23 protein-coding genes are annotated in these 19,511 nt (G+C 73.1%); 16 read left to right on the forward strand and 7 right to left on the reverse strand.

Annotated features, from left to right (window positions below; genetic code table 11):
• Nucleotides 1-56 precede the first annotated feature (56 nt).
• The 3 genes from DSM104299_RS13395 to DSM104299_RS13405 all read right to left on the reverse strand — a co-directional run bounded on the left by DSM104299_RS13395 (nt 57) and on the right by DSM104299_RS13405 (nt 3,506).
• A complete protein-coding gene (locus DSM104299_RS13395; protein WP_272477812.1) occupies nt 57-1,727 on the reverse strand; it encodes a sensor domain-containing diguanylate cyclase in 1,671 nt (556 codons plus the stop codon).
• Nucleotides 1,728-1,815: 88 nt separating this feature from the next.
• Entirely contained in the window at nt 1,816-2,886 is a 1,071-nt protein-coding gene (locus tag DSM104299_RS13400; protein WP_272477813.1) for an alpha-hydroxy acid oxidase, read from the reverse strand.
• Nucleotides 2,883-3,506: a class I SAM-dependent methyltransferase gene (locus DSM104299_RS13405; RefSeq protein WP_272477814.1), complete on the reverse strand. Its 624-nt coding sequence runs from the start codon at nt 3,504-3,506 to the stop codon at nt 2,883-2,885. The genes DSM104299_RS13400 and DSM104299_RS13405 overlap by 4 nt, the downstream gene beginning before the upstream one ends.
• A gap of 38 nt (nt 3,507-3,544) precedes the next feature.
• Here DSM104299_RS13405 and ispG point away from each other — a divergent pair, with 38 nt between their 5' ends.
• From ispG to DSM104299_RS13425, 4 genes are read left to right on the forward strand one after another with little or no spacing between them, the layout of a single operon-like run.
• Complete coding sequence (gene ispG, locus DSM104299_RS13410; protein ID WP_272477815.1) at nt 3,545-4,786, forward strand: flavodoxin-dependent (E)-4-hydroxy-3-methylbut-2-enyl-diphosphate synthase; 1,242 nt, start codon at nt 3,545-3,547, stop codon at nt 4,784-4,786.
• A 35-nt stretch (nt 4,787-4,821) separates the two neighbouring features.
• The gene (locus DSM104299_RS13415; protein ID WP_272477816.1) at nt 4,822-5,601 is read left to right on the forward strand and encodes an ABC transporter ATP-binding protein; all 780 of its coding nucleotides are present in this window, start codon (nt 4,822-4,824) and stop codon (nt 5,599-5,601) included.
• Nucleotides 5,598-6,365, forward strand: a complete 768-nt coding sequence (locus DSM104299_RS13420; protein ID WP_272477817.1) for an ABC transporter permease — start codon at nt 5,598-5,600, stop codon at nt 6,363-6,365. Before DSM104299_RS13415 ends, DSM104299_RS13420 begins: the two co-directional genes overlap by 4 nt.
• 33 nt (nt 6,366-6,398) lie before the next feature.
• Nucleotides 6,399-6,761, forward strand: coding sequence for a nuclear transport factor 2 family protein (locus DSM104299_RS13425; RefSeq protein WP_272477818.1), 363 nt, complete (start codon nt 6,399-6,401; stop codon nt 6,759-6,761).
• On the opposite strand, the gene DSM104299_RS13430 is transcribed toward DSM104299_RS13425, so the two are convergent.
• Nucleotides 6,758-7,213 carry a winged helix-turn-helix transcriptional regulator gene (locus DSM104299_RS13430; protein ID WP_272477819.1) on the reverse strand — a complete coding sequence of 152 codons (456 nt, stop codon included), beginning with the start codon at nt 7,211-7,213 and terminating at the stop codon, nt 6,758-6,760. The genes DSM104299_RS13425 and DSM104299_RS13430 overlap by 4 nt on opposite strands.
• A gap of 51 nt (nt 7,214-7,264) precedes the next feature.
• Between DSM104299_RS13430 and DSM104299_RS13435 the strand changes: the two genes are divergently transcribed.
• Entirely contained in the window at nt 7,265-7,951 is a 687-nt protein-coding gene (locus tag DSM104299_RS13435) for a DUF899 domain-containing protein (RefSeq protein WP_272477820.1), read from the forward strand.
• Complete coding sequence (locus DSM104299_RS13440; protein WP_272477821.1) at nt 7,948-8,340, forward strand: PPOX class F420-dependent oxidoreductase; 393 nt, start codon at nt 7,948-7,950, stop codon at nt 8,338-8,340. Before DSM104299_RS13435 ends, DSM104299_RS13440 begins: the two co-directional genes overlap by 4 nt.
• On the opposite strand, the gene DSM104299_RS13445 is transcribed toward DSM104299_RS13440, so the two are convergent.
• Both DSM104299_RS13445 and DSM104299_RS13450 read right to left on the reverse strand, forming a co-directional pair.
• Nucleotides 8,341-9,828 (reverse strand): hypothetical protein, encoded by a 1,488-nt coding sequence (locus DSM104299_RS13445; RefSeq protein ID WP_272477822.1) that lies wholly within the window; start codon nt 9,826-9,828, stop codon nt 8,341-8,343.
• Nucleotides 9,829-9,876: 48 nt separating this feature from the next.
• A complete protein-coding gene (locus DSM104299_RS13450) occupies nt 9,877-10,482 on the reverse strand; it encodes a superoxide dismutase (protein ID WP_272477823.1) in 606 nt (201 codons plus the stop codon).
• A gap of 87 nt (nt 10,483-10,569) precedes the next feature.
• Here DSM104299_RS13450 and DSM104299_RS13455 point away from each other — a divergent pair, with 87 nt between their 5' ends.
• The 8 genes from DSM104299_RS13455 to DSM104299_RS13490 all read left to right on the forward strand — a co-directional run bounded on the left by DSM104299_RS13455 (nt 10,570) and on the right by DSM104299_RS13490 (nt 17,553).
• Nucleotides 10,570-12,375 (forward strand): calcium-binding protein, encoded by a 1,806-nt coding sequence (locus DSM104299_RS13455; RefSeq protein WP_272477824.1) that lies wholly within the window; start codon nt 10,570-10,572, stop codon nt 12,373-12,375.
• Nucleotides 12,376-12,444: 69 nt separating this feature from the next.
• Nucleotides 12,445-14,112, forward strand: coding sequence for a proline--tRNA ligase (locus tag DSM104299_RS13460; protein ID WP_272477825.1), 1,668 nt, complete (start codon nt 12,445-12,447; stop codon nt 14,110-14,112).
• A complete protein-coding gene (locus tag DSM104299_RS13465) occupies nt 14,094-14,759 on the forward strand; it encodes a CDP-alcohol phosphatidyltransferase family protein (RefSeq protein WP_272477826.1) in 666 nt (221 codons plus the stop codon). Before DSM104299_RS13460 ends, DSM104299_RS13465 begins: the two co-directional genes overlap by 19 nt.
• Nucleotides 14,760-14,825: 66 nt before the next feature.
• On the forward strand, nt 14,826-15,086 hold the full coding sequence (locus DSM104299_RS13470; protein ID WP_272477827.1) for an RsiG family protein: 261 nt from the start codon (nt 14,826-14,828) through the stop codon (nt 15,084-15,086).
• Nucleotides 15,087-15,106: 20 nt separating this feature from the next.
• On the forward strand, nt 15,107-15,586 hold the full coding sequence (locus DSM104299_RS13475; protein WP_272477828.1) for a double zinc ribbon and FHA domain-containing protein: 480 nt from the start codon (nt 15,107-15,109) through the stop codon (nt 15,584-15,586).
• Nucleotides 15,586-16,350, forward strand: coding sequence for a transcriptional regulator FtsR (ftsR, locus tag DSM104299_RS13480; protein ID WP_272477829.1), 765 nt, complete (start codon nt 15,586-15,588; stop codon nt 16,348-16,350). Before DSM104299_RS13475 ends, ftsR begins: the two co-directional genes overlap by 1 nt.
• 230 nt (nt 16,351-16,580) lie before the next feature.
• Entirely contained in the window at nt 16,581-17,102 is a 522-nt protein-coding gene (locus DSM104299_RS13485; RefSeq protein WP_272478091.1) for an adenine phosphoribosyltransferase, read from the forward strand.
• A 10-nt stretch (nt 17,103-17,112) separates the two neighbouring features.
• Nucleotides 17,113-17,553, forward strand: coding sequence for an SRPBCC family protein (locus tag DSM104299_RS13490; protein WP_272477830.1), 441 nt, complete (start codon nt 17,113-17,115; stop codon nt 17,551-17,553).
• A gap of 130 nt (nt 17,554-17,683) precedes the next feature.
• Here the strand turns inward: DSM104299_RS13490 and DSM104299_RS13495 are convergent, their stop codons facing one another.
• A complete protein-coding gene (locus DSM104299_RS13495) occupies nt 17,684-18,628 on the reverse strand; it encodes an anti-sigma factor domain-containing protein (RefSeq protein ID WP_272477831.1) in 945 nt (314 codons plus the stop codon).
• A gap of 49 nt (nt 18,629-18,677) precedes the next feature.
• On the opposite strand from DSM104299_RS13495, the gene DSM104299_RS13500 reads away from it, so the two are divergent.
• Nucleotides 18,678-19,076 (forward strand): PaaI family thioesterase, encoded by a 399-nt coding sequence (locus DSM104299_RS13500; RefSeq protein WP_272477832.1) that lies wholly within the window; start codon nt 18,678-18,680, stop codon nt 19,074-19,076.
• 86 nt (nt 19,077-19,162) lie between these two features.
• The gene (locus tag DSM104299_RS13505) at nt 19,163-19,330 is read left to right on the forward strand and encodes a hypothetical protein (RefSeq protein WP_272477833.1); all 168 of its coding nucleotides are present in this window, start codon (nt 19,163-19,165) and stop codon (nt 19,328-19,330) included.
• The last annotated feature ends 181 nt before the right edge of the window (nt 19,331-19,511 follow it).

A 19,511-nucleotide genomic window follows, 5' to 3' on the forward strand; every position in this document is an offset into this window, starting at 1 on the left:
GCACGTGAAGCGCGTCGGCGACCGTCACGCGCGGCGAGGCGGCACGCAGGATCGGCCTACGGCCAGCCGGCGCCGGGGGTGGCGAGGCGGGCGGCGTCGCGGCCGGCGGCCTTGGCCTCGTACATCGCCCGGTCGGCCGCCTGGAGCAGCGCCTCGGCGCTGCGGTCCGGCCGGTCGGGCAGCGCGACGCCGATCGACGCCGTGACCTGCGCGACGCCGGTCGCCAGCGGGATCGGCTCGGCGAGCAGGACGCGCAGGCGCTCGGCGACGTCCATCGCGTCCTCGGGCGAGCCGACGTCCTCGCACAGGACCACGAACTCGTCGCCGCCGAAGCGGGCGACGGTGTCGCCGGGACGCAGGTCCTCGTCGATCCGCGCGGCGCTGATGCGCAGCAGCTCGTCGCCGGCCGCGTGGCCGAGCGTGTCGTTGGCCTGCTGGAAGTTGTCCAGGTCGATGAACAGCACCGCGACCGTCGTCTCCGCGCGCTTGACGCGCTGCAGCGCGTGACGCAGGCGGTCGGCGAGCTTGGTGCGGTTGGCCAGGCCGGTCAGCGCGTCCTGCTCGGCGCCGAGCACGACGCCGGCCGGGCCGCCGGCGGCGGCCGCGACGCCGGCGCCGGCGCCGAAGTCCAGGGCCAGCGCGGCCTGATCGGCGAACAGGCGCAGCAGCTGCAGCCACTCGCGCGCCGGCAGCAGGCGGTCGACCGGGTCGTCGACCCAGACGACGCCGCGGAGGTCGCCGGCCCCGTCGCGCAGCGGCGCGATCAGCCAGTGGCGCTGCCACGCGTACGGTCCGCTTCCGTTCGTGCGCGAGCGGTAGACCGATCCGCCCTCCATGCCGAGGATCGCCTCGGCGTCCTCGCGCTCCAGCAGGTAGCAGCCCTGGCGCTCGTGGACGAGCGACAGCAGCGGCTCGAGCTGGGTCAGCGTCAGCGCCAGGTGCGCGAAGACCGGGTCGTGCATCGTCCAGCCGGCGGTCGCGGCCGGGCGCAGCAGCCCGCCGTTCTCGGCCAGGAGCACGGCGACCCTGCCGAAGCCGAGCGCCTCGCGCACGCCCGAGCACACGGCGTCCAGGACGCCGCCGCGGGTGCGCTCGGCCAGCGGCGGCCGTGCGACCTCGACCAGGCGCTCCAGCGCCGCGCGGTGGCGGGCGTCGCGCTCGCACTCGACGGCGCGCTCGGCGGCCAGGGCGGCGAGCGCGGCGAGCGTGACCAGGCGGTCGCAGTCCTCGTCGTCGGGCCGGGAGCCGTCCAGCGGCTCGTCGACCGACACGATGCCGAGCACGTCGCCGTTGGCGCGGCGCATGACGGCGAGCAGCAGGTCGTCCGGGTCCCAGCGGTCGGGCGCGGCGGACGGCGGCGCCTCGGGACGGTGCAGCACGAGCCCGTCGGCGGTCGCGGGCAGCGCCACGGCGCCGGCCGGGACGTGGTGCGCGCCGCTGCGGGTGAAGCGGTTGGAGAGGTAGGGCGCCCACTGCTCCCAGGTCGACGCCTGGCCCAGCAGCGCGCGGCGCGCCTCGTCGGGCCCGCGGACCGTCACGACCTCGAAGTCGTCCCACGCCGGCCGGTGCAGGTTGATGACGACGGTCCTGCAGCGCAGCGCCTGGCCGATGGCGTCGGCGATGCGGTCGAGCGCGTCGGCGAGGTCCTCGCGGGTCCGGACGGCGCGCGCGGCGCCCAACGCTGCGAGCAGCGCGGCGGCCTCGGGCTTGGACGTCGTCTCGGACACGGCTACGTATTGGTTAACGGCCAGGACGCCGTCGTGCTTGAGTTCGTCCGGGTGCTGCGCGGAAGATCCCGGAAGATGCGGGGGAAACCTACAGCACGTGGGCGCGGGAGACCGCGCCCGGCGCGGCGGCGCCGAGCAGCATGAGGTCGAGCTCGATCTCGGCCCGCAGCGTCTCCAGGACCCAGCGGGCGCCCGCCTCGCCGTCCCACGCCAGGCCCCACAGCAGCGGCCGGCCGACGAGCACCGCCCGCGCGCCGAGCGCAAGCGCCTTGAGGACGTCGCTGCCGCGGCGCACGCCGCCGTCGACGAGCACCTCGACCTCGCCGGCGACCTCCTGGGCGACCGGCTCGAGCAGGTCGATCCCGGCCGGGACGCCGTCGAGCTGGCGCCCGCCGTGGTTGGAGACCACGACGCCGGCGGCGCCGTGCTGGATCGCCAGCCGCGCGTCGGCCGGGGCGTGGATGCCCTTGACGAGGACCGGGAGCTCGACCGCGTCGACCAGGCGCTCGAGGTCCTTCCAGGTCAGCGACGGGTCGACGAGCGAGAAGAAGCCGGCGGGGGTGAGGCCGGCGCTGTGGCCGGCCGCGGCGCTGACGCCGGGCATGTCGATGCCGGGCGGGACCGCGAAGCCGGTGCGCAGGTCGCGCTCGCGGCGGCCGGCGCGCGGCGCGTCGACCGTGACGACGAGCGCGTCGTAGCCGCAGTCGACCGCCTCGTCGACCAGCGCGTGCGTGACGGCGCGGTCCTTGAGCACGTAGAGCTGGAACCAGCGCGGCGCGCCCGGCGCGGCCTCGGCGACCTCGCGCGGCGTCGCGGTCGCCAGCGTGGAGACCGTCATCACCGTGCCGGCGCCGGCGGCGGCGCGCGCCATCCCGGGCTCGCCGTCGGGATGCGCCATCTTCTGCAGCGCGACCGGCGCGACGATGACCGGCAGGGCGATCTCGGTGCCCAGGACGGTCGTCCGGGTCGTGACGCCCTCCACGTCGACGAGCACGCGCGGCAGCAGCCGGCGGCGCGCGAACGCCGCCTCGTTGTCGGCGAGCGTGCGCTCGTCGCCCGCGCCGCCGGCGAAGTAGCCCAGCGGGCCGGCCTCCAGGCGGTCGGCGACGAGCGGCTCGAGGTCGCGCAGGCAGACCGGGGCCGGCGCGGCGCCGCTCACGCCGGGCTCACCGGGTCGATCGCGATCCAGCTCTTGGTCAGCGGCCCGAAGCGCTCGGCGTGCACCGGCGCGGAGAACAGGGCCGCGAGCTCGTCGCGGCGCAGCAGGTCGATGTCCTCCCACGTGCCCTGCGCGCCGAGGCGCCAGTACGGGCGCCGGACCGCCGCCGGGAGCCAGTGGGCGAACGGCAGCAGGCTGTGAGGCTCGATCGGGAAGGTGTAGGCCGGCGTCTGGACGTAGAGCCCGCGACCGACGCGGCGCACCTCGGCCGCGAACGCGGCGCGCCGCGCGCGCGGGACGTGCTCGATGACCGAGGACGCGTAGACGAGGTCGAACTCGCCGTCGCCGTAGGGCAGGCCGGCGGCCACGTCGGCCTGCAGGAACGGGCCCGGGTACTCCGGCCGCGGCGCCAGGTCGACGCCCGTGATCGCCAGCTCGGGCTCCAGGGCGCGGAGGCCCAGCGTGCCGCAGCCGACGTCCAGGACCCGCATCCCGGCCGCCAGGCCGGTCATGCCGAAGAACGTCGCGTGCCGCCGCGCGCGGGTCCTCGCGGCGATCGGGGACGCGATGCGCGCCCGCGCCTGACCCCGTGCGGTCCCGTAGACGTCAGAAGGGGCCACGGCGGGGAGCGTACCGGCCCTCTTCTAGAATGCGTCGTATGGCCTCCGCCCGTCAGATCCACGTCGGCTCCGTCCCTGTCGGGGGCGGCGCGCCCGTGGCCGTCCAGACGATGACCAAGACGGAGACCGCGAACCTGCAGGCGACGATGGACCAGATCCATCGCGTCGCCGAGGCCGGCGCGGACATCGTGCGCGTCGCCGTTCCGCGCGAGCAGGACGTCGAGGCCCTCAAGACGATCGTGGTGCAGTCGCCGATCCCGGTCATCGCCGACATCCACTTCAACCACACGCTCGCGATCAAGGCCATCGAGGCCGGCGCGCACTGCGTGCGGATCAACCCGGGCAACATCGGCGGACCCGACAAGGTCGCCGAGGTCCTGGCGGCCGCCAAGGCCGCCGGCACGCCGATCCGCGTCGGCGTCAACTCCGGCTCGCTGCCCAAGCACCTGCGCGACCTCGAGTTCACCAGCCCGGTCGAGGCGCTCGTCACCGCTGCGACCGAGTGGGTCGCGCTGATGCACCAGCTCGACTTCTACGACTTCAAGCTGTCGATGAAGTCGACCTCGGTGCCCAACACCATCGCCTCCAACCGCCTGCTCGCCGAGAAGGTCGACCACCCGCTGCACCTCGGGATCACCGAGGCCGGGACGAAGTGGTCGGGCTCGCTGAAGAGCGCGGTCGGCCTCGGCACGCTGCTGGCCGACGGCATCGGCGACACGATCCGGATCTCGCTCTCGACCTTCCATGCCGAGGAGGAGGTGAAGGTGGCGTGGGAGATCCTGAAGGCCTTGAAGCTGCGCGAGCGCGGCCCGGTCCTGATCGCCTGCCCGACCTGCGGCCGCCTGCAGTTCGACATGGACTCGGTCGTCATGGAGGTCGAGCGCCGGCTGGAGCAGTACGCCGACCCGATCGAGGTCTCGATCCTCGGCTGCGCGGTCAACGGCATCGGCGAGGCGCGCCACGCCGACTTCGGCATCACCGGCGCCAAGGACTCCGCCATGATCTTCTCCAAGGGCGAGCCGCTGAAGAAGGTCCGCACCGAGGACCTCGTCGACGAGCTGTTCGCCGAGATCGACAAGTACTACGCGTCGGGCAAGCAGGTCGTCGTCGACGACGCCGCGGCGCGCGAGGCCCAGCAGTGGCTCGCCGAGAACGAGGACGACACGGCGATGACGCCGGAGCGCCTCGCCGCGCTGGAGGCCGAGCAGGCCGAGAAGGACGCCGACGCGATCGACGAAGCGGTCTCGCCGGTCGCCGGCCGACGGTTCTCCCGCGCTTGACCTCAAGCGCGGTTGAAGCCGCATCCTCTCCGGGAATGGCTCCAGCACTCCAGATCTCCGGCCTCGTCAAGCGCTACCCGACGGGCACCGAGGCGCTCAAGGGCGTCGACCTCACGATCGGCGCCGGCGAGTTCTTCGGCCTGCTCGGGCCCAACGGCGCCGGCAAGTCCACGTTGATCCACTGCACCACCGGCCTGGCCTCGCCGACCGCGGGCGCGATCAGCGTCTTCGGGCACGACGCGATCCACGACTACGGCGACGCCCGGCTGGCCGTCGGGCTGGCGCCGCAGGACCTCAACATCGACCACTTCCTGACGCTCGAGGAGACGCTGGACTTCCACGGCGGCTACTTCGGGATGCCCAAGCGCGAGCGGCGCGAGCGCATCGCCGAGCTGCTTGAGGCGTTCTCGCTGACGTCCAAGAAGGACGACCGGACCCGCACGCTGAGCGGCGGCATGAAGCGCCGGCTGATCCTGGCCCGCGCGCTGATGCACCGGCCGCGGCTGCTGATCCTCGACGAGCCGACGGCGGGCGTCGACGTCGAGCTGCGCCTGGAGCTGTGGCACTACGTCCAGCGCATCAACGCGGAGGGCACGACGATCCTGCTCACCACGCACTACCTCGAAGAGGCCGAGCAGCTGTGCGACAAGATCGCCTTCATCAACGGCGGTGAGATCGTCGCGCAGGGGTCCAGCGGGGAGCTGGCGGCGCGCTACGGCGTGTCGGGCCTGGAGGACGCCTACCTGGAACTGGTGGGGCGCAAGGAGCTGTCGCGCGGCGGGGCGGCCGGCGCCGTCTCGGAGCTGTCGGCGTGACCGCCGGCCAGATCCGGTTCTTCTCGCTGCTGCGCCGCGAGGTCAACCGCTTCATGAAGATCAAGCGCCAGACCGTCGGCGCGCCGCTGCTCGAGACGTTCCTGTACATCTCGGTCTTCGGCGCGGCGCTGGGCTCGCGCGTGGGGGAGCTGCACGGCGTCGACTACGTGGTCTTCGTCGTGCCCGGCCTGATCATGATGGCCTGGGCGATGAACGCATTCTCCAACAACTCGTCGTCGATCCTCCAGCAGAAGTTCCAGCGCGCGATCGACGACCAGCTGTCGTCGCCGGCGTCGCCGCTGGAGCTGCTGCTGGCCTTCACGCTCGGCGGGTTCCTGCGCGGGATGCTCGTCGCGACGCTGACCTTCTGCGCGGCCAGCATCCTGGTGTCGATCCCGGTCGACCACGTCCTGGTGCTGGTCCCCGCGCTGTTCCTGGTGGGCTTCTTCTTCGCGCAGCTCGGCGTCCTGGTCGGCGTGCGCGCCGAGCAGTTCGACGACGTGTCGTTCGCGCAGACGTTCGTGCTCCAGCCGCTGCTGTTCCTCGGCGGCGTGTTCTACAGCGCGTCGCTGCTGCCCCAGCCGTTCGAGACGCTGACCCACATCAACCCGATCTACTACATGATCTCGCTGGTCCGCTACGGGTTCCTGGGGTACTCGGAGACGAACATCGCGCTCTCGCTGCTGTTCCTCTTCGCGGCGACGGCCGCGCTGTTCCTGGTCAACCACCGGCTGTTCGTGCGCGGCTACCGCCTGCGCGCCTAGCGCAACCGTTCGGTTGCGTGTAGCGTGGGCGGCATGACGGCCGCCCGCGAGGACCTGCTGCGCACCATCTACGCCGCGTTCAACGCGCGCGACATCGACGCGGTGCTGGCGGCGCTGGCCCCCGACGTCGACTGGCCCAACGCCTGGGAGGGCGGACGCGTCGCCGGTCACGAGGGCGTGCGCGGCTACTGGACGCGGCAGTGGGCGGCGATCGACCCGTCGGTCGAGCCGGCCGGCTTCACCGGGCGCCCGGACGGACGGCTGGCCGTGGACGTCGCGCAGGTGGCGCGCTCGTTGGACGGCGAGCTGCTCGGCGAGGGTCGGGTCGTCCACGTGTACGCCTTCGACGACGCGACCGGCCTCGTGACGCGGATGGACGTCGAGGAGGAGGGCTAGGCGGTCAGCGCCGGGCCCGGCTCGACGTCGACCGCGTCGCCGCGCAGGAGCTCACCGCAGCAGGCGCAGCGGACCTCGGCGTGGGTGAGCTGGCCGCAGTCGCGGTGGCGCAGCAGGACGGGCGGCCCGGCGTCGCCGGCGGCGTGCTTGTCGCCCCAGGCCGTCATCGCCATCAGGATGGCGCACAGCTCGCCGCCCTTCTCGGTCAGGACGTACTCGTGGCGCAGCGGGCGCAGCGAGTACGCGCGGCGCTCCAGCACGCCCTGCTCCACGAGCCACTTCAGGCGCTCGGTCAGCACCTTGGTCGAGATGCCGAGGTCGGCCTGGATCTGGTCGAAGCGCGTGATGCCGACCCAGACGTCGCGCACGATCAGCGGCGACCACGGCTCGCCGACGACGTCGAGGGTCCGGGCGATCGAGCACACCATGTCGCCGAAGCGTGTCCGCTGCATGGGGCGACATCATAGCTTCCTTCAAGGAAGTGACTCTGGTACCGTCGCCTCATGACCCCTCTTCCCCCGATCGTGTCCACCGAGGAGCTCGAGACCGAGCGCGCCGCGCTGCTCGAGGAGGAGAAGGCGCTGACGCACCGGCTCGACGCGCTGGCCGCCCGCCGGCGCCGGCTGCCGATGACGCCCGTCGCGCAGGCCGACACCTACACCTTCCACGGCCCGGAGGGCGACGTGGGGCTCCTCGACCTGTTCGACGGCCGCCGGCAGCTGGTCGTCTACCACTTCATGTTCCCGCCGGGCCAGGCCGAGCCGTGCGTCGGCTGCTCGACGTTCACGGACAACATCGCCGGCCTCGAGCACCTGCGCGCCCGCGACACCAACCTGGTGCTGATCGCCCGCGCGCCGCTCGACGAGCTGCTGGCCTATCGCGAGCGGATGGGTTGGACGGTGCCGTTCTACTCGTCGGAGGGCAGCGCGTTCAACGCCGACTTCGGCGTCACGCGCGACGAGCGGGACGGCTTCAAGCTCAGCGTCCTGCTGCGCGACGGCGACGCCGTCTACCGCACCTACTGGACGACGTCGCGCGGCGTCGACCGCCTGCGCTTCGACTTCAACATCCTGGACCTGACGCCCTACGGCCGCCAGGAGGCGTGGGAGGACTCGCCGGACGGCTGGCCGCAGACGCCGACGATGGGCTGGCTGCGCCGGCACGACGAGTACGCGGACGCCGTGCGATGAGCGTCGCGGTCGACGACGACGTCCGCGCGCTGATCGAGGACGCCAACCTCGCGCACATCGCGACGATCCTGCCCGACGGCGCGCCGCACGCGGTCCCGGTCTGGATCGGGATGGACGGCGACCGCATCGTCTTCATCACCGACCCGCGCTCGGTCAAGGCCCGCAACGTCGCGCGCGACCCGCGCGTCGCGCTGTCGATCGTCCCCGCCGACCGCCCCAACGTGATGGCCCACGTCCGCGGCCGCGTGGTCGCGACGATCGACGGCGAGGAGGGCTGGGCGATCGTCGACCGGCTCTCGCAGCAGTACCTCGGCACCGACTACCCGCTGCGGACCGGCCGCGTCGCGTACGTCGTCGAGCCCGACCGGGCCTTCGCCCAGGCGTTCTAGCTAGCGCGCGGGCGTGGCGCCGACGGCGTCGGAGGTCAGCACCGGCGCCGGCAGCGGATCGACCGTCTTGTAGCGGTAGGTCCCGCGCCGGTGGTGCAGGTCGAGCGTCTTGACGAACGTGCCGTGGACGTCGGTGCGCAGCTTGGCGACGGTCACCCACGCGCCGGTCGGCGACGCCCGCTGGAGCGCGACGGCGTGGAAGCGCCCCGGCCGGACCTGGCCCCAGAAGCGCACGAGCGGCGCGCGCGTCGCGACATCGGCGACGAACGGGTGCTGGAAGCCCGCCAGCGCCGGCTTGGGCCTGCCGTTGCTGAACAGCAGCCCCGACTGCCAGCCCGCGTACTTCTTGCGGCCCGACCCGACCGACTTGACGGGCTCGTCCTGCCACTCGTACTGGACGAGCGTCCGGACACGCGGATCGCGCCAGGCGATGTAGGCGGCCTCCTGCAGCCAGCGCGACTGGCGCGCCGGCGGGATGCCGTCGTAGGGATCGGGCGGCGAGGTCTGGTAGCCGAGCTCGGTCAGGTGCAGCGGCGTGTGCGCGCCGGTCGGCGTCGTGAAGCCGCGGGCGCGCTGCACGGCGTCGAGCGTGTCCTCCAGCTTGCGCAGGTCGGCGATGGCGGCGTCGTCGCTGCGCGGCGACGGCGTGCTCGGCGAGGCCTTGATCGCGTGCGGGTGGTAGGCGAAGCCGTCGATGCGCGCGGGCTGGAAGCCGCGGCAGCGGCCGGTGCGGATCGGCTCGAGCTGGTCGTCGACGCAGCCGAACGCGCGGATGAACGCGAGCGGGCGCAGCGGGCGGTTGCGCCGCAGCGGGTCGGCGCCGCGCGGCGCGAGCGTTCCGGCGATCACCTGCGCGCCGGGGTCGGCCTGGTGGATCGCGGGGTAGGCGGCGCGGACGAGCTGGCGGTAGGTGTGCGGCGCGACCGGGGTGCACGTGCGCCCGGGCGTCGGGCACTCCTGCTGGGGCTGGAGCCACAGCGGCTGGTTGGGCTCGTTCCACACCAGGTACTGGTTGGCGACGCGGCCGTAGCGGCGCGCGACCGCGGTCGCGAACTGCCCGAACTTCGTCGCGTCGGGCTGGTAGCGCGGGTTGCCGAGCGACGGCACGCGGCTGGACCACAGCGGCCCGGAGCCCGTGACCTCGAGGATCGGCGTCATGTGGTTGGCGACGACCAGCCCGATCGCGCGGTCGGTGACCGACCAGCTGTACTGCGGGTCGTCGGGGTTGCGCGCGTCGAAGCCGAACGGCTGGGTCGGCGCGAGCGGCCCGGGCGCGATCGCGACCCAGCGGACCTGGATGCGGACGGTGTCGATGCCGGCGGCGGCCCACTGGGCCGCCACGCCGGGCGCGCGCTCGGGCGAGTAGAGCAGGATGCCGTCGTCGGAGATCCCGGTCTGCAGCTGCGGCGCGGCGGAGGCGGGCGCGGCGGCGAAGGTCAGCAGCGCGAGGAGTGCCGCCGCGAGCGGGACACAGGACCGGGAGGGCACGCGCAGCATCCTGCCACGCGCGCCCGACCGGATCGCTGCCGGCGGGTCCTACTTGGCCGCGGCGTACCGCTCGGCGACCTTGGCCCAGTTGACGGTGTTCCACCAGGCCTTGAGGTAGTCCGGGCGCTTGTTCTGGTACTTGAGGTAGTACGCGTGCTCCCAGACGTCGTTGCCCAGCAGCGGCACCTGACCCTCGAGGATCGGGCTGTCCTGGTTGGACGTCTTGGTGAGCTTGAGCGCGCCGCCGTCGAGGACGAGCCAGGTCCAGCCGGAGCCGAACTGCGTCACGCCGTTGTCCTCGAACTTGGCCTGGAAGTCGGCGAAGGAGCCGAAGGCCGTGGTGATCGCGTCGGCCAGCTCACCGGTCGGCTCGCCGCCGCCGTCCGGGCTCATGTTCTCCCAGAAGAGCGTGTGGTTGGCGTGGCCGCCGGCCTGGTTGCGCAGCGGCGTCTGCTTGTCGGCGGGCAGCGACGACAGGTTCGCGAGCAGCTCCTCCACCGGCTTGTCCTCGTAGCCGGTGCCCTCGAGCGCGGCGTTGGCCTTGTCGACGTACGCCTGATGGTGCTTGTCGTGGTGGAGCTTCATCGTCGCTTCGTCGATGTGCGGCTCCAGCGCGTCGTACGCGTAGGGCAGATCAGGCACGGAGTAGGGCATGGGTCTCCTTGGTTCGGGTCGGGGTCGAGTCCTCCGTGAAACATATCCCTCCCTCGATCCGTTCCCACCTGCACAATGCCTCACCTGATGCACGGACGCACGATCGCGCTCGCCGGAGCGCTCACAACCCTTGCCCTCGCCGCCACGCCGGCCGCCGGGGCGCGGGCCATCACGCCGGGTCAGGCCGCGGACGCCGACGGCGTCGTCGTGAGCTGGAAGGTCCAGACCGCGACGCCGCAGACCGTGCGCCTGCGGACGATCCAGCCGACCACCGGCCCGACGTTGACGACCGCCGAGAGCGACCCGGTCTCGCTGAGCGCGACGCAGGCGATCGCCGCCCGTCTGCCCATCGCGGCCGGTGGGCGGATCGAGCTGGAGGGCGAGACCGGCTCGCCGACCGTGACCGCGGAGGTCGAGCCCGACACCGACGGCGACGCCTACGGCGATACCACGCAGGACGCCTGCCCGGGCGACTACGCCGACCACGCCGCGCCCTGCGACGCGACCGCGACGCTCGGCAGCCCGCTGACGCTCGCGCCCGACGGCGCGTACCTCGCGGGCGGGACGCTCGGCGTCGAGGCCCTCCAGCAGGCCGCGCCCGGCGCCACCGCCGCGGCGCCGGCGACCTCCGCCGGCGTCCTCACGCACTGGCGCTTCCGGGCCTGGGCCGGCTTCCCGGCCGGCGACACCGTCCTGCAGCTGCTGCGCCCGGCCGCGAGCGGCGACGGCTACGTCGTGGCCGCCGAGACCGCGACGGTGCACGTCACCTCCACCGCCGTCGTCGACCTCCCGGCGCAGCTCGCCGTGCGCCCCGGCGACCGGCTGGCGGCGCGCTCGGTGCCGCGCGGCGGCGACGCCTACCTCGGGGCGTTCGCGCGGCGCGTAGGCGACGCCGTCGCGTTCACCGGCGCCCCGCCGGCGACGGCCGGCCAGGTCTTCACGCCCGACGCCACCACGCCCGACCTGCGGCTCCTCGTGCAGGCCGACGTCGAGCCCGACCTCGACGGCGACGGCCGCGGCGACGTGAGCCAGGACCACGCCGACGTCGCGCTCACCGGCAGCGCGCCGGCCGCCGTCGGCACGCAGGACACGTTGAGCCACACCTACACCATCATCAACCGGGGCCCGGACACCGCCGCCGGCCTGCGCCTGACCATCAGAGGCGCCGCGGGCGTCACGCCCGACACGCCGGCCGGCGCCACCTGCGCCGGCAACCGCGCGCTCGGCACGGCGACGTGCACCCTGGCCGCGCTGGCGCCCGACGCGTCGATCGCGGTCGTGCAGCCGATCGTCGGCGCCGCGATCGGGACCGTGACGACGACCGCGACCGTCACCGCCGGGACCGGCGACCCCGACACCTTCAACAACTCCGCGACGCTGAGCACCGACGTCCACGGCTACGCGCCGAGCATCCCGGCCCCGCAGCCGTTCCGCATCGTCGTCTGCGGCAACGTGATCCGCGGGACCCGTGACGACGACGCCCTGCGCGGCACCGTCTTCGGCGACCGCCTGGTCGGCAACGACGGCGACGACCTGCTCAAGGGCAACGGCGGCGACGACTGCCTGGAGGGCGGCAGCGGCAGCGACGTCCTCGACGGCGGGGACGGCAACGACCGGCTCGCCGGCTCCTCGGGCGCCGACCGGCTCACCGGCGGGGCGGGCGCCGACCGGCTCACCGGCGGCAAGGGCAACGACACGCTCAGCGGCGGGCCGGGCAACGACCTGCTGTCGCCCGGCGACGGCAAGGACGCGATCGCCGCCGGCAGCGGCAACGACACCGTCAACGCGGTCGACGGCGTGCGCGAGACCGTCGACTGCGGCGCCGGCAGGGACACGGTCCGCGCCGACAAGCGCGACCGCCTGGCGCACTGCGAGAAGGTCACGCGCCGGTAGCCGCGCGGGAGTCGGTTCGAGCCGGCGCGCTTCCGTGGCGCGCCGGCCCGTATCGTCCGCTCCATGCGCATGAGCCAGCTCTTCCTGCCGACCGAGCGTCAGCCCCCCGCTGACGCCGAGGCGCTCTCGCACAAGCTGATGGTCCGTGCCGGGCTGGTCCGTCAGCTCGGCTCCGGCCTGTGGACGTGGCTGCCGGCGGGCTGGCGCGTCCACCAGCGGGTCGTGCAGATCGTGCGCGAGGAGATCGACGCGATCGGCGGCCAGGAGCTGCTGATGCCGGTCCTGCAGCCGGCCGAGCTGTGGAAGCGCTCGGGCCGCTACGACGCGATCGGCGACGAGCTGTTTCGCCTCCAGGACCGCAGGGGCGCCGACATGGTGCTCGCGATGACCAACGAGGAGGCCGTGACCTACCACGCCGCCCAGGTCGTCCGCTCCTACCGCGACCTGCCGTTCATCCTGTACCACTTCCAGATCAAGGAGCGCGACGAGCCGCGGCCCCGCGCCGGCGTCCTGCGCACGCGCGAGTTCATCATGAAGGACTCGTACTCCTTCGACCGCGACGAGGACGGGCTGGCCGCCAGCTACGACCGCCACCGCGAGGCCTACGCGCGCATCTACGACCGCTGCGGCCTGGACTGGTACGAGATCCAGTCCGACGTCGGGATGATGGGCGGGACGAAGGCGCACGAGTACATGGCGCCCTGTCCCGCCGGCGAGGACGACGTCGTCCTGGGCACCAACGGCTACGCCGCCAACCTGGAGATCGCGACCGCCGATCCCCAGCCCGCCGCACCGCTGCCGGCCGCGATCACGGGCACGTTCGAGACGCCCGGCCACACGACGATCGAGGCGGTCGCCGGCGGCCTCGGCATCCCCGCGGGCAACCTGCTCAAGGCCTTCCCCGTCGTCACCGAGAAGCGCGGCATGGTCGTGGTCGTCGTGCGCGGTGACCACCGCGTCGGCGAGACCAAGCTCGCCAACGCGCTGGGCGAGCCGTTCCGCCCCGCCCAGGAGGACGAGCTGCCCGGGCCCGCCGGCTTCCTCGGGCCGCAGGGCCTGGACGGCGTCGAGGTGCTCTACGACGAGGCGATCGCGCCCGGCCGCTACGTGGTCGGCGCGAACATGCCCGGGCACCACACGGTCTTCGACTACGAGGGCGGCGACACCGCCGACATCCGCCTGGCCGAGCTCGGCGACACGATCGGCGGCGCCGCGGTCCGCATCGAGCCCGCGATCGAGGTCGGCAACATCTTCCAGCTCGGCACGCGCTACTCCGAGCCGCTCGGGCTGACCTACTCCGACGACGGCGGCAAGGAGCACCCCGTCGTGATGGGGTGCTACGGCATCGGCCCCGCGCGCATCGCCGCGGCCGCCGTCGAGCAGTTCGCCGACGAGCGCGGGATCGCGTGGCCGAAGGCGCTCGCGCCGTTCGACATCGAGATCGTCGCGCTGGGCAAGCCCGGCTCGCAGGAGCAGGAGGCGGCCGCGCGCGTCTACGAGGAGCTCAAGGCGGTCGGCTTCGACGTGCTGCTCGACGACCGCGGCGCCGGCCCGGGCGAGAAGTTCGCCGACGCCGAGCTGCTCGGCGCGCCGCTGCGGCTGACGATCGGCAAGCGCTCGCTGGACGCCGGCGCCGCCGAGGCGCAGATCCGCCGCGGCCAGGTCGACGTCGAGGGCGGGATCCCGCTCGCGGAGGCCGCGGAGGCGGTCCAGAAGCTGTGGCCGACGATCCCGTAGAGCCCCAGCCCCAGCAGCGCGCGTGGAGCAACCCGCGGCTGACGTTCCGGCGCCTCTTCGGGCTGGACCGCTCCGGCCCGCCGCCGCCGCAGACGCTCAGCGGCGCGCCGTGGAACGTGTGGACGATCCCGAACGCGATCGGGTTCGTCCGGCTGGCGCTGCTCGTCCCGATGCTGGTCCTCGGCCTGTCGTCCGACGACGGCACCGACGCGCTGCCGGCGATCCTCTTCGCGGTCGTCGCGTGGAGCGACTACGCCGACGGCATCGCCGCCCGCGTCACCGGCCAGTACAGCCGCTTCGGCGCGCTGCTGGACCCGATCGTCGACCGCCTGCTCGTGATCTGCGGCGTCGTCATCTGCTGGAAGTTCGAGACGCTGCCGCGCTGGGGGATCGCGATCCTGATCGCCCGCGAGCTCTACCTGCTGGTCGCGGGCCGGCTCGCGCTGCGGCGCGGGATCGAGCTGAAGATCAACTGGTGGGGCCGCTGGGGCGTGTGGCCGACGATGAGCGCGATCTTCTTCGCGATGGCCGGCCTGGATACTGTGGCGCACGTGCTGTTCTACGTCGGTCTGGCGCTCTCTTTGATGGCGGCCGTCGTCTACACGCGCGACGCGCTGTCCGCAACGCGGGCTGCACCCTCAAGTTGAGCTTGAGCGGCGGCCCGCCGCTGCTATTCTCGCCCCGGCCCGCCCTCAGGAGGAGAAGGACCCCTTATGGACACGTTCCCCGATCTCGGCTCGCTCTCGGACCAGGAGCTGAAGGACCTCATCCAGCAGCTGACCGAGGAGGAGGTCGACATCTCCTACCGCCGTCGCATCCTGCACGGCAAGATCGACATCTTGCGCGCAGAGCTGGTCAACCGCCTGCGCAAGCGCCACGAGGGCGGCGAGGAGGTCATCACCGGTGCGGACGTGCAGCGCCTGACCGACATCCTCGCGGGCCGCGCCTCCGGCGACGAACCGGCGAGCGAGTAGCGCGAACGGAGGTACGGCGCATGGCCCGCCAATGCCCCGAGTGCGGGTTCACGAACGCCGAGGGCGCGAACTACTGCCAGCGGTGCGGCGCGTTCATCGGCCAGCCGGACGAGGCGGTGGCGCCCGAGTCGTCCACCGCGACCTATCGCATCGACGAGACGGGTGAGCTCGTGCCGGTCGAGATCGAAGACGTCGTCGCCCAGGGCGGCGGCGCCGCGCTGGTGGTGCGCGCCGGTGGCGGCCGCGTGGGCGAGAGCTTCCCGCTCGACCACGACCGCATGACGATCGGGCGCCGACCCGACTCCGACGTCTTCCTCGACGACGTCACGGTCTCGCGCGACCACGCGCTGGTCGTCAAGCGCGGCGACGAGTTCCACCTCGACGACCTCGGGTCGCTCAACGGGACCTACGTCAACCGCCGCCGCATCGAGTCCCATCACCTGGCCGACGGCGACGAGCTCCAGGTCGGCAAGTACAAGCTCACGTTCCTCTCGCGCTGATGGCCGCCGTGGAAGAGGAGCGCACCGCACCGACCGACGAGCGCCCCGGCAAGGCGATGACCATCGGCGCCGTGTGCAAGGCGCTGGGTCAGGAGTTCCCGGACATCTCGATCTCCAAGATCCGCTACTTGGAGGATCAGAAGCTGCTGGAGCCGCGGCGCACGCCGGGCGGCTACCGGCTGTACGCGCAGTCTGACGTCGCGCGCCTGCGCACGATCCTGCGCATGCAGCGTGACGAGTTCCTGCCGCTGCGCGTCATCAGGCAGGAGCTCGCCTCCGGCCGGATGGACGGCGGCGAGCCCACCGTGCCGACGCCGTCGGCGGACGCCGCGGGCGGCGACGCCGCGCGCACGCGCAGGCGGCCGAGCGTCTCGGTCACAGGCGGCGGCGCCCTGTACTCGCTCGACGACGTCGTGGAGGACACGCGCGCCGAGCCGAGCCTGATCGCCGAGCTCGAGGAGTACGGCGTCATCAAGGGCGAGAACCGCGCCGGGACCAAGTACTACGACGAGACCGAGCGCGAGATCATCCGCGCGGTCACCGAGCTGGCGCGCTACGGCGTGGGCGGGCGCAACCTGCGCGCGTTCCGCACCAGCGCCGACCGCGAGGCCGCGCTGCTGCAGCAGATCCTGGCCCCGGCGCTGCGCTCGCGCAACGTCGAGCGGCGCAAGGAGGCCGTCGAGGCGCTGGAGAACCTGGCCGCCGTGACGACCCACCTCAAGCACCTGCTGCTGATCCGCGACCTGCGCAAGATCGTCGGATAGGCGGACGCCATGACGGTGGACATCGGCTCCTTCGTCCCCGGGATGTCAAGCGAGTGAGCTCTGTGGACCTCAACAATTTCGTTCGCGACATCCCCGGGATGTCAAGCGAGTGAGCTCTGTGGACCTCAACAACTTCGTTCGCGACATCCCCGGGACGTCAAGCGAGTGAGCTCTGTGGACCTCAACAACTTCGTTCGCGACATCCCCGGGATGTCAAGCGAGTGAGCTCTGTGGACCTCAACAACTTCGTTCGCGACATCCCCGACTTCCCGAAGCCGGGGATCGTCTTCAAGGACATCACGCCGGTGCTGGCGTCGGCCGAGGCGCTGGACGCCGCGGTCGCGCAGCTGGCCGCCGCGACGCGCGACCTGAAGGTCGACGTGGTCATCGGCGCCGAGGCGCGCGGCTTCCTGCTCGGCGCGGCGCTGGCGCGCGAGCTGGGCGCCGGGTTCGTCCTGGCGCGCAAGCCCGGCAAGCTGCCGCACGAGACCGTCCGGGCCGAGTACCTGCTCGAGTACGGCACCGACGCGCTCGAGCTGCACACCGACGCGGTCGCCCAGGGCGCGCGCGTCCTGGTCCACGACGACCTCCTCGCCACCGGCGGCACGGCGCGCGCGCTGTGCGAGCTGGTCGAGCAGCTCGAAGGCGTCGTCGTCGGCTGCGCGTTCCTGATCGAGCTCGGCTTCCTCGGCGGCCGCTCGAAGCTGGCGGGCTACGACGTCAGCTCGGTCCTGCGCTACGACGCCGAGTGAGGATGGGCCCGTGCCGGTGACGCGCCGCAGCGCGGTCGTCGCCGCCCCGCCGTCGATCGTCTGGCAGACCGTGGCCGACCCGCACCGGATGCCCGCGTGGTGGCCGCGCGTCGAGCGCGTCGAGGGCGTCAGCGGCAGCAGCTTCACGCAGGTGCTGCGCAGCGACCGCGGCGCGGTGGTGCGGGCCGACTTCCGGATCGGCCAGCGCAACCGGCCGCGCGTGATCGACTGGGCCCAGGAGCTCGAGGGCACGCCGTTCGCCAAGCTCCTCACGCGGTCCGAGACGACCGTGACGCTGGAACCGTCCGGCGAGGACGCCACGCGGGTCGAGGTGCGCCTGGAGCAGCGTCTGCAGGGCATCTCGCGCTTCGGCGGCTTCCTGGTCCGCCGCGCGGCGCGCAAGCAGCTCGACGGCGCGCTGACCGCGCTCGCCGAGCTGCACGCGGCCTAGCCTGGCCCCCTGGGCGAACACCCGCAAGGGAACCTGGCCCTCTGGGCCAGCGTTCCCCTAGCCTGGCGGCGGGTTTCGCCCCCTGGGCGAACACCCGCAAGGGAACCTGGCCCTCTGGGCCAGCGTTCCCCTAGCCCTTCAACTTGCCCTGCAGCACGATCGCCGTCGGCTGCTTGGGCGAGCTGGACGGCTCGCGCGAGATGAGCATCTCGGTGTAGCTCGTAAGGTCGCTCGGCGCGGCGACGATGCCCTGCAGCTTGCCCTTGTCGGTGCCCTTGCTCGTGACGACCGGGAAGAACCCCAGGAACTTCACCTTGGAGCCGTTGCGCAGCCAGAGCACGTAGTGGCCGGAGGCCGGGAGGTCCTGGCCGACGACCGCGATCGCGCGCTTGCCGCTCTGGGCGACGATGTTGGCCACGCCCAGCGGCTTCTTGGCGCCGTTGGGCGGCGTGAGGTTGACCTGCTGCTCGACGCTGGTGGTGGCGTCGCTGGTCGTGCCGGTGCCCGTCGTCGCGGTGGCGGTCGCGGCGGCCTTGTCGGAGCCGTTGTCGTCGTCGCCGCCGATGACGTTGGTGAGCAGCAGGACCGCGCCGACGACGACGATCACCGCGGCGACGATCAGCAGCAGGCCGCCGAGGCGCGAGCTGCGCTCCTGATCGGCGCGCGCGGCGCGGCGCGCGTGCAGCGCGTCGAACGCCTCGTCGACCTCGGCCGGGTCGGACGGGATCTCGGGCAGCGAGTCCTCGCCGGCGACGCCGGCGCCGCGCAGCTCGGTCGCGACGGCGCGCGCCCAGTCGCGCGCGGACTGGCTGGCCTCCAGATAGGAGCGCGTCGCGGCCCGCTCGCTCGCGGACTGCTGGCCGAGCAGGTAGTCGCCGATCTCGTCCTGGCGCTCCTCGTCCAGGCCGTCCAGCCCCGACGGCCCGATCGCGTCGAGCGCGGTCAGCGCGCGGTTCTGGACCGCGGCGTCGGAGATCTTGAGCAGCGTGGCGATCTCCGCGTATGTGCGCCCTTGGCGCAGCACGAGCTGGAGAACGGCCTTCTGGTCGGCGGGGAGGTCGTCGAAGCGCGCCATGCGGCGCAGGAGGCTAACCGAAGGGGCGCCGGTATCGTGCCGCTCCCCTATGGAACTTCAGCTTCCCTACGTCATCGAAGGCGGGTTCGACGGCCTGTACGGGCTCGTCGTGGACACCGTGGACCTCGACGCCGGCGTCGTCGAAGCCCACGTCGACGTCGCCGACCACCACCTCCAGCCGGCCGGCCTCGTGCACGGCGGCGTCTTCGCCTCGATCGCCGAGTCGATCACCTCGATCGGCACTTGGTGGGCGGTCCAGGCCGACGGCAAGTCGGCCCAAGGGCTCAGCAACCAGACGTCGTTCCTGCGCCCGATCCTCGGCGGCACCGTCCACGCGGTGGCCCGCGCGCGGCATCGCGGCCGCACGACGTGGGTGTGGGAGGTCGAGATCTCCGACGACGAGCAGCGGCTGTGCTCGCTCGTCCGGATGACCATCGCCGTCCGGTAGCCGCAACACCGCGGGCGAGCCGTTGGCGGGGATGATGCGACTCCCGGACTGCTCGTGGCCTGCGGTGCGCTGGCGATGGCAAGCTCGTGACGGTCACGACCGGGCCGCCGCCGAGGTTCACGCCGGGCCTCGTCTGGCGCGCGCCCGGCGACCCGGTGGCGCACCGTCTCGCGCTGCCGGTCGTCGACCGCGACTACGAGCTGACCACGCAGTTCGGCGCGCGCCGCGATCGCCGGCGACCCGCGTCGTCGTGAGCGTCGGCGCGGCGCAGGGCGCCCACGAGCTCGTGTTGTCCGACCTCGCGGGCCACGCGCGAACGCTGGTGCGCTTCGGCCCCGACGCCGTCGTGCGTCCGGCGGCGCGGCCGCTGGACGTCGCGTTCGACGGCACGCGCGTGGCGTGGGCGGCGGCCCAGTGCGAGCGGCCTGGCCACCG

The sequence above is a fragment of the Baekduia alba genome (assembly GCF_028416635.1).
Taxonomy (GTDB): domain Bacteria; phylum Actinomycetota; class Thermoleophilia; order Solirubrobacterales; family Solirubrobacteraceae; genus Baekduia; species Baekduia alba.

Coding starts and splice junctions, on each gene's coding strand:
- DSM104299_RS13430 (WP_272477819.1), bottom strand. CDS start 7,213: ATGCAGCGGACACGCTTCGGCGACATGGTGTGCTCGATCGCCCGGACC.
- DSM104299_RS13450 (WP_272477823.1), bottom strand. CDS start 10,482: ATGCCCTACTCCGTGCCTGATCTGCCCTACGCGTACGACGCGCTGGAG.
- DSM104299_RS13495 (WP_272477831.1), bottom strand. CDS start 18,628: ATGGCGCGCTTCGACGACCTCCCCGCCGACCAGAAGGCCGTTCTCCAG.
- ispG (WP_272477815.1), top strand. CDS start 3,545: ATGGCCTCCGCCCGTCAGATCCACGTCGGCTCCGTCCCTGTCGGGGGC.
- DSM104299_RS13435 (WP_272477820.1), top strand. CDS start 7,265: ATGACCCCTCTTCCCCCGATCGTGTCCACCGAGGAGCTCGAGACCGAG.
- DSM104299_RS13455 (WP_272477824.1), top strand. CDS start 10,570: ATGCACGGACGCACGATCGCGCTCGCCGGAGCGCTCACAACCCTTGCC.
- DSM104299_RS13470 (WP_272477827.1), top strand. CDS start 14,826: ATGGACACGTTCCCCGATCTCGGCTCGCTCTCGGACCAGGAGCTGAAG.
- DSM104299_RS13415 (WP_272477816.1), top strand. CDS start 4,822: ATGGCTCCAGCACTCCAGATCTCCGGCCTCGTCAAGCGCTACCCGACG.
- DSM104299_RS13425 (WP_272477818.1), top strand. CDS start 6,399: ATGACGGCCGCCCGCGAGGACCTGCTGCGCACCATCTACGCCGCGTTC.
- DSM104299_RS13460 (WP_272477825.1), top strand. CDS start 12,445: ATGAGCCAGCTCTTCCTGCCGACCGAGCGTCAGCCCCCCGCTGACGCC.
- DSM104299_RS13500 (WP_272477832.1), top strand. CDS start 18,678: ATGGAACTTCAGCTTCCCTACGTCATCGAAGGCGGGTTCGACGGCCTG.
- DSM104299_RS13475 (WP_272477828.1), top strand. CDS start 15,107: ATGGCCCGCCAATGCCCCGAGTGCGGGTTCACGAACGCCGAGGGCGCG.
- DSM104299_RS13440 (WP_272477821.1), top strand. CDS start 7,948: ATGAGCGTCGCGGTCGACGACGACGTCCGCGCGCTGATCGAGGACGCC.
- ftsR (WP_272477829.1), top strand. CDS start 15,586: ATGGCCGCCGTGGAAGAGGAGCGCACCGCACCGACCGACGAGCGCCCC.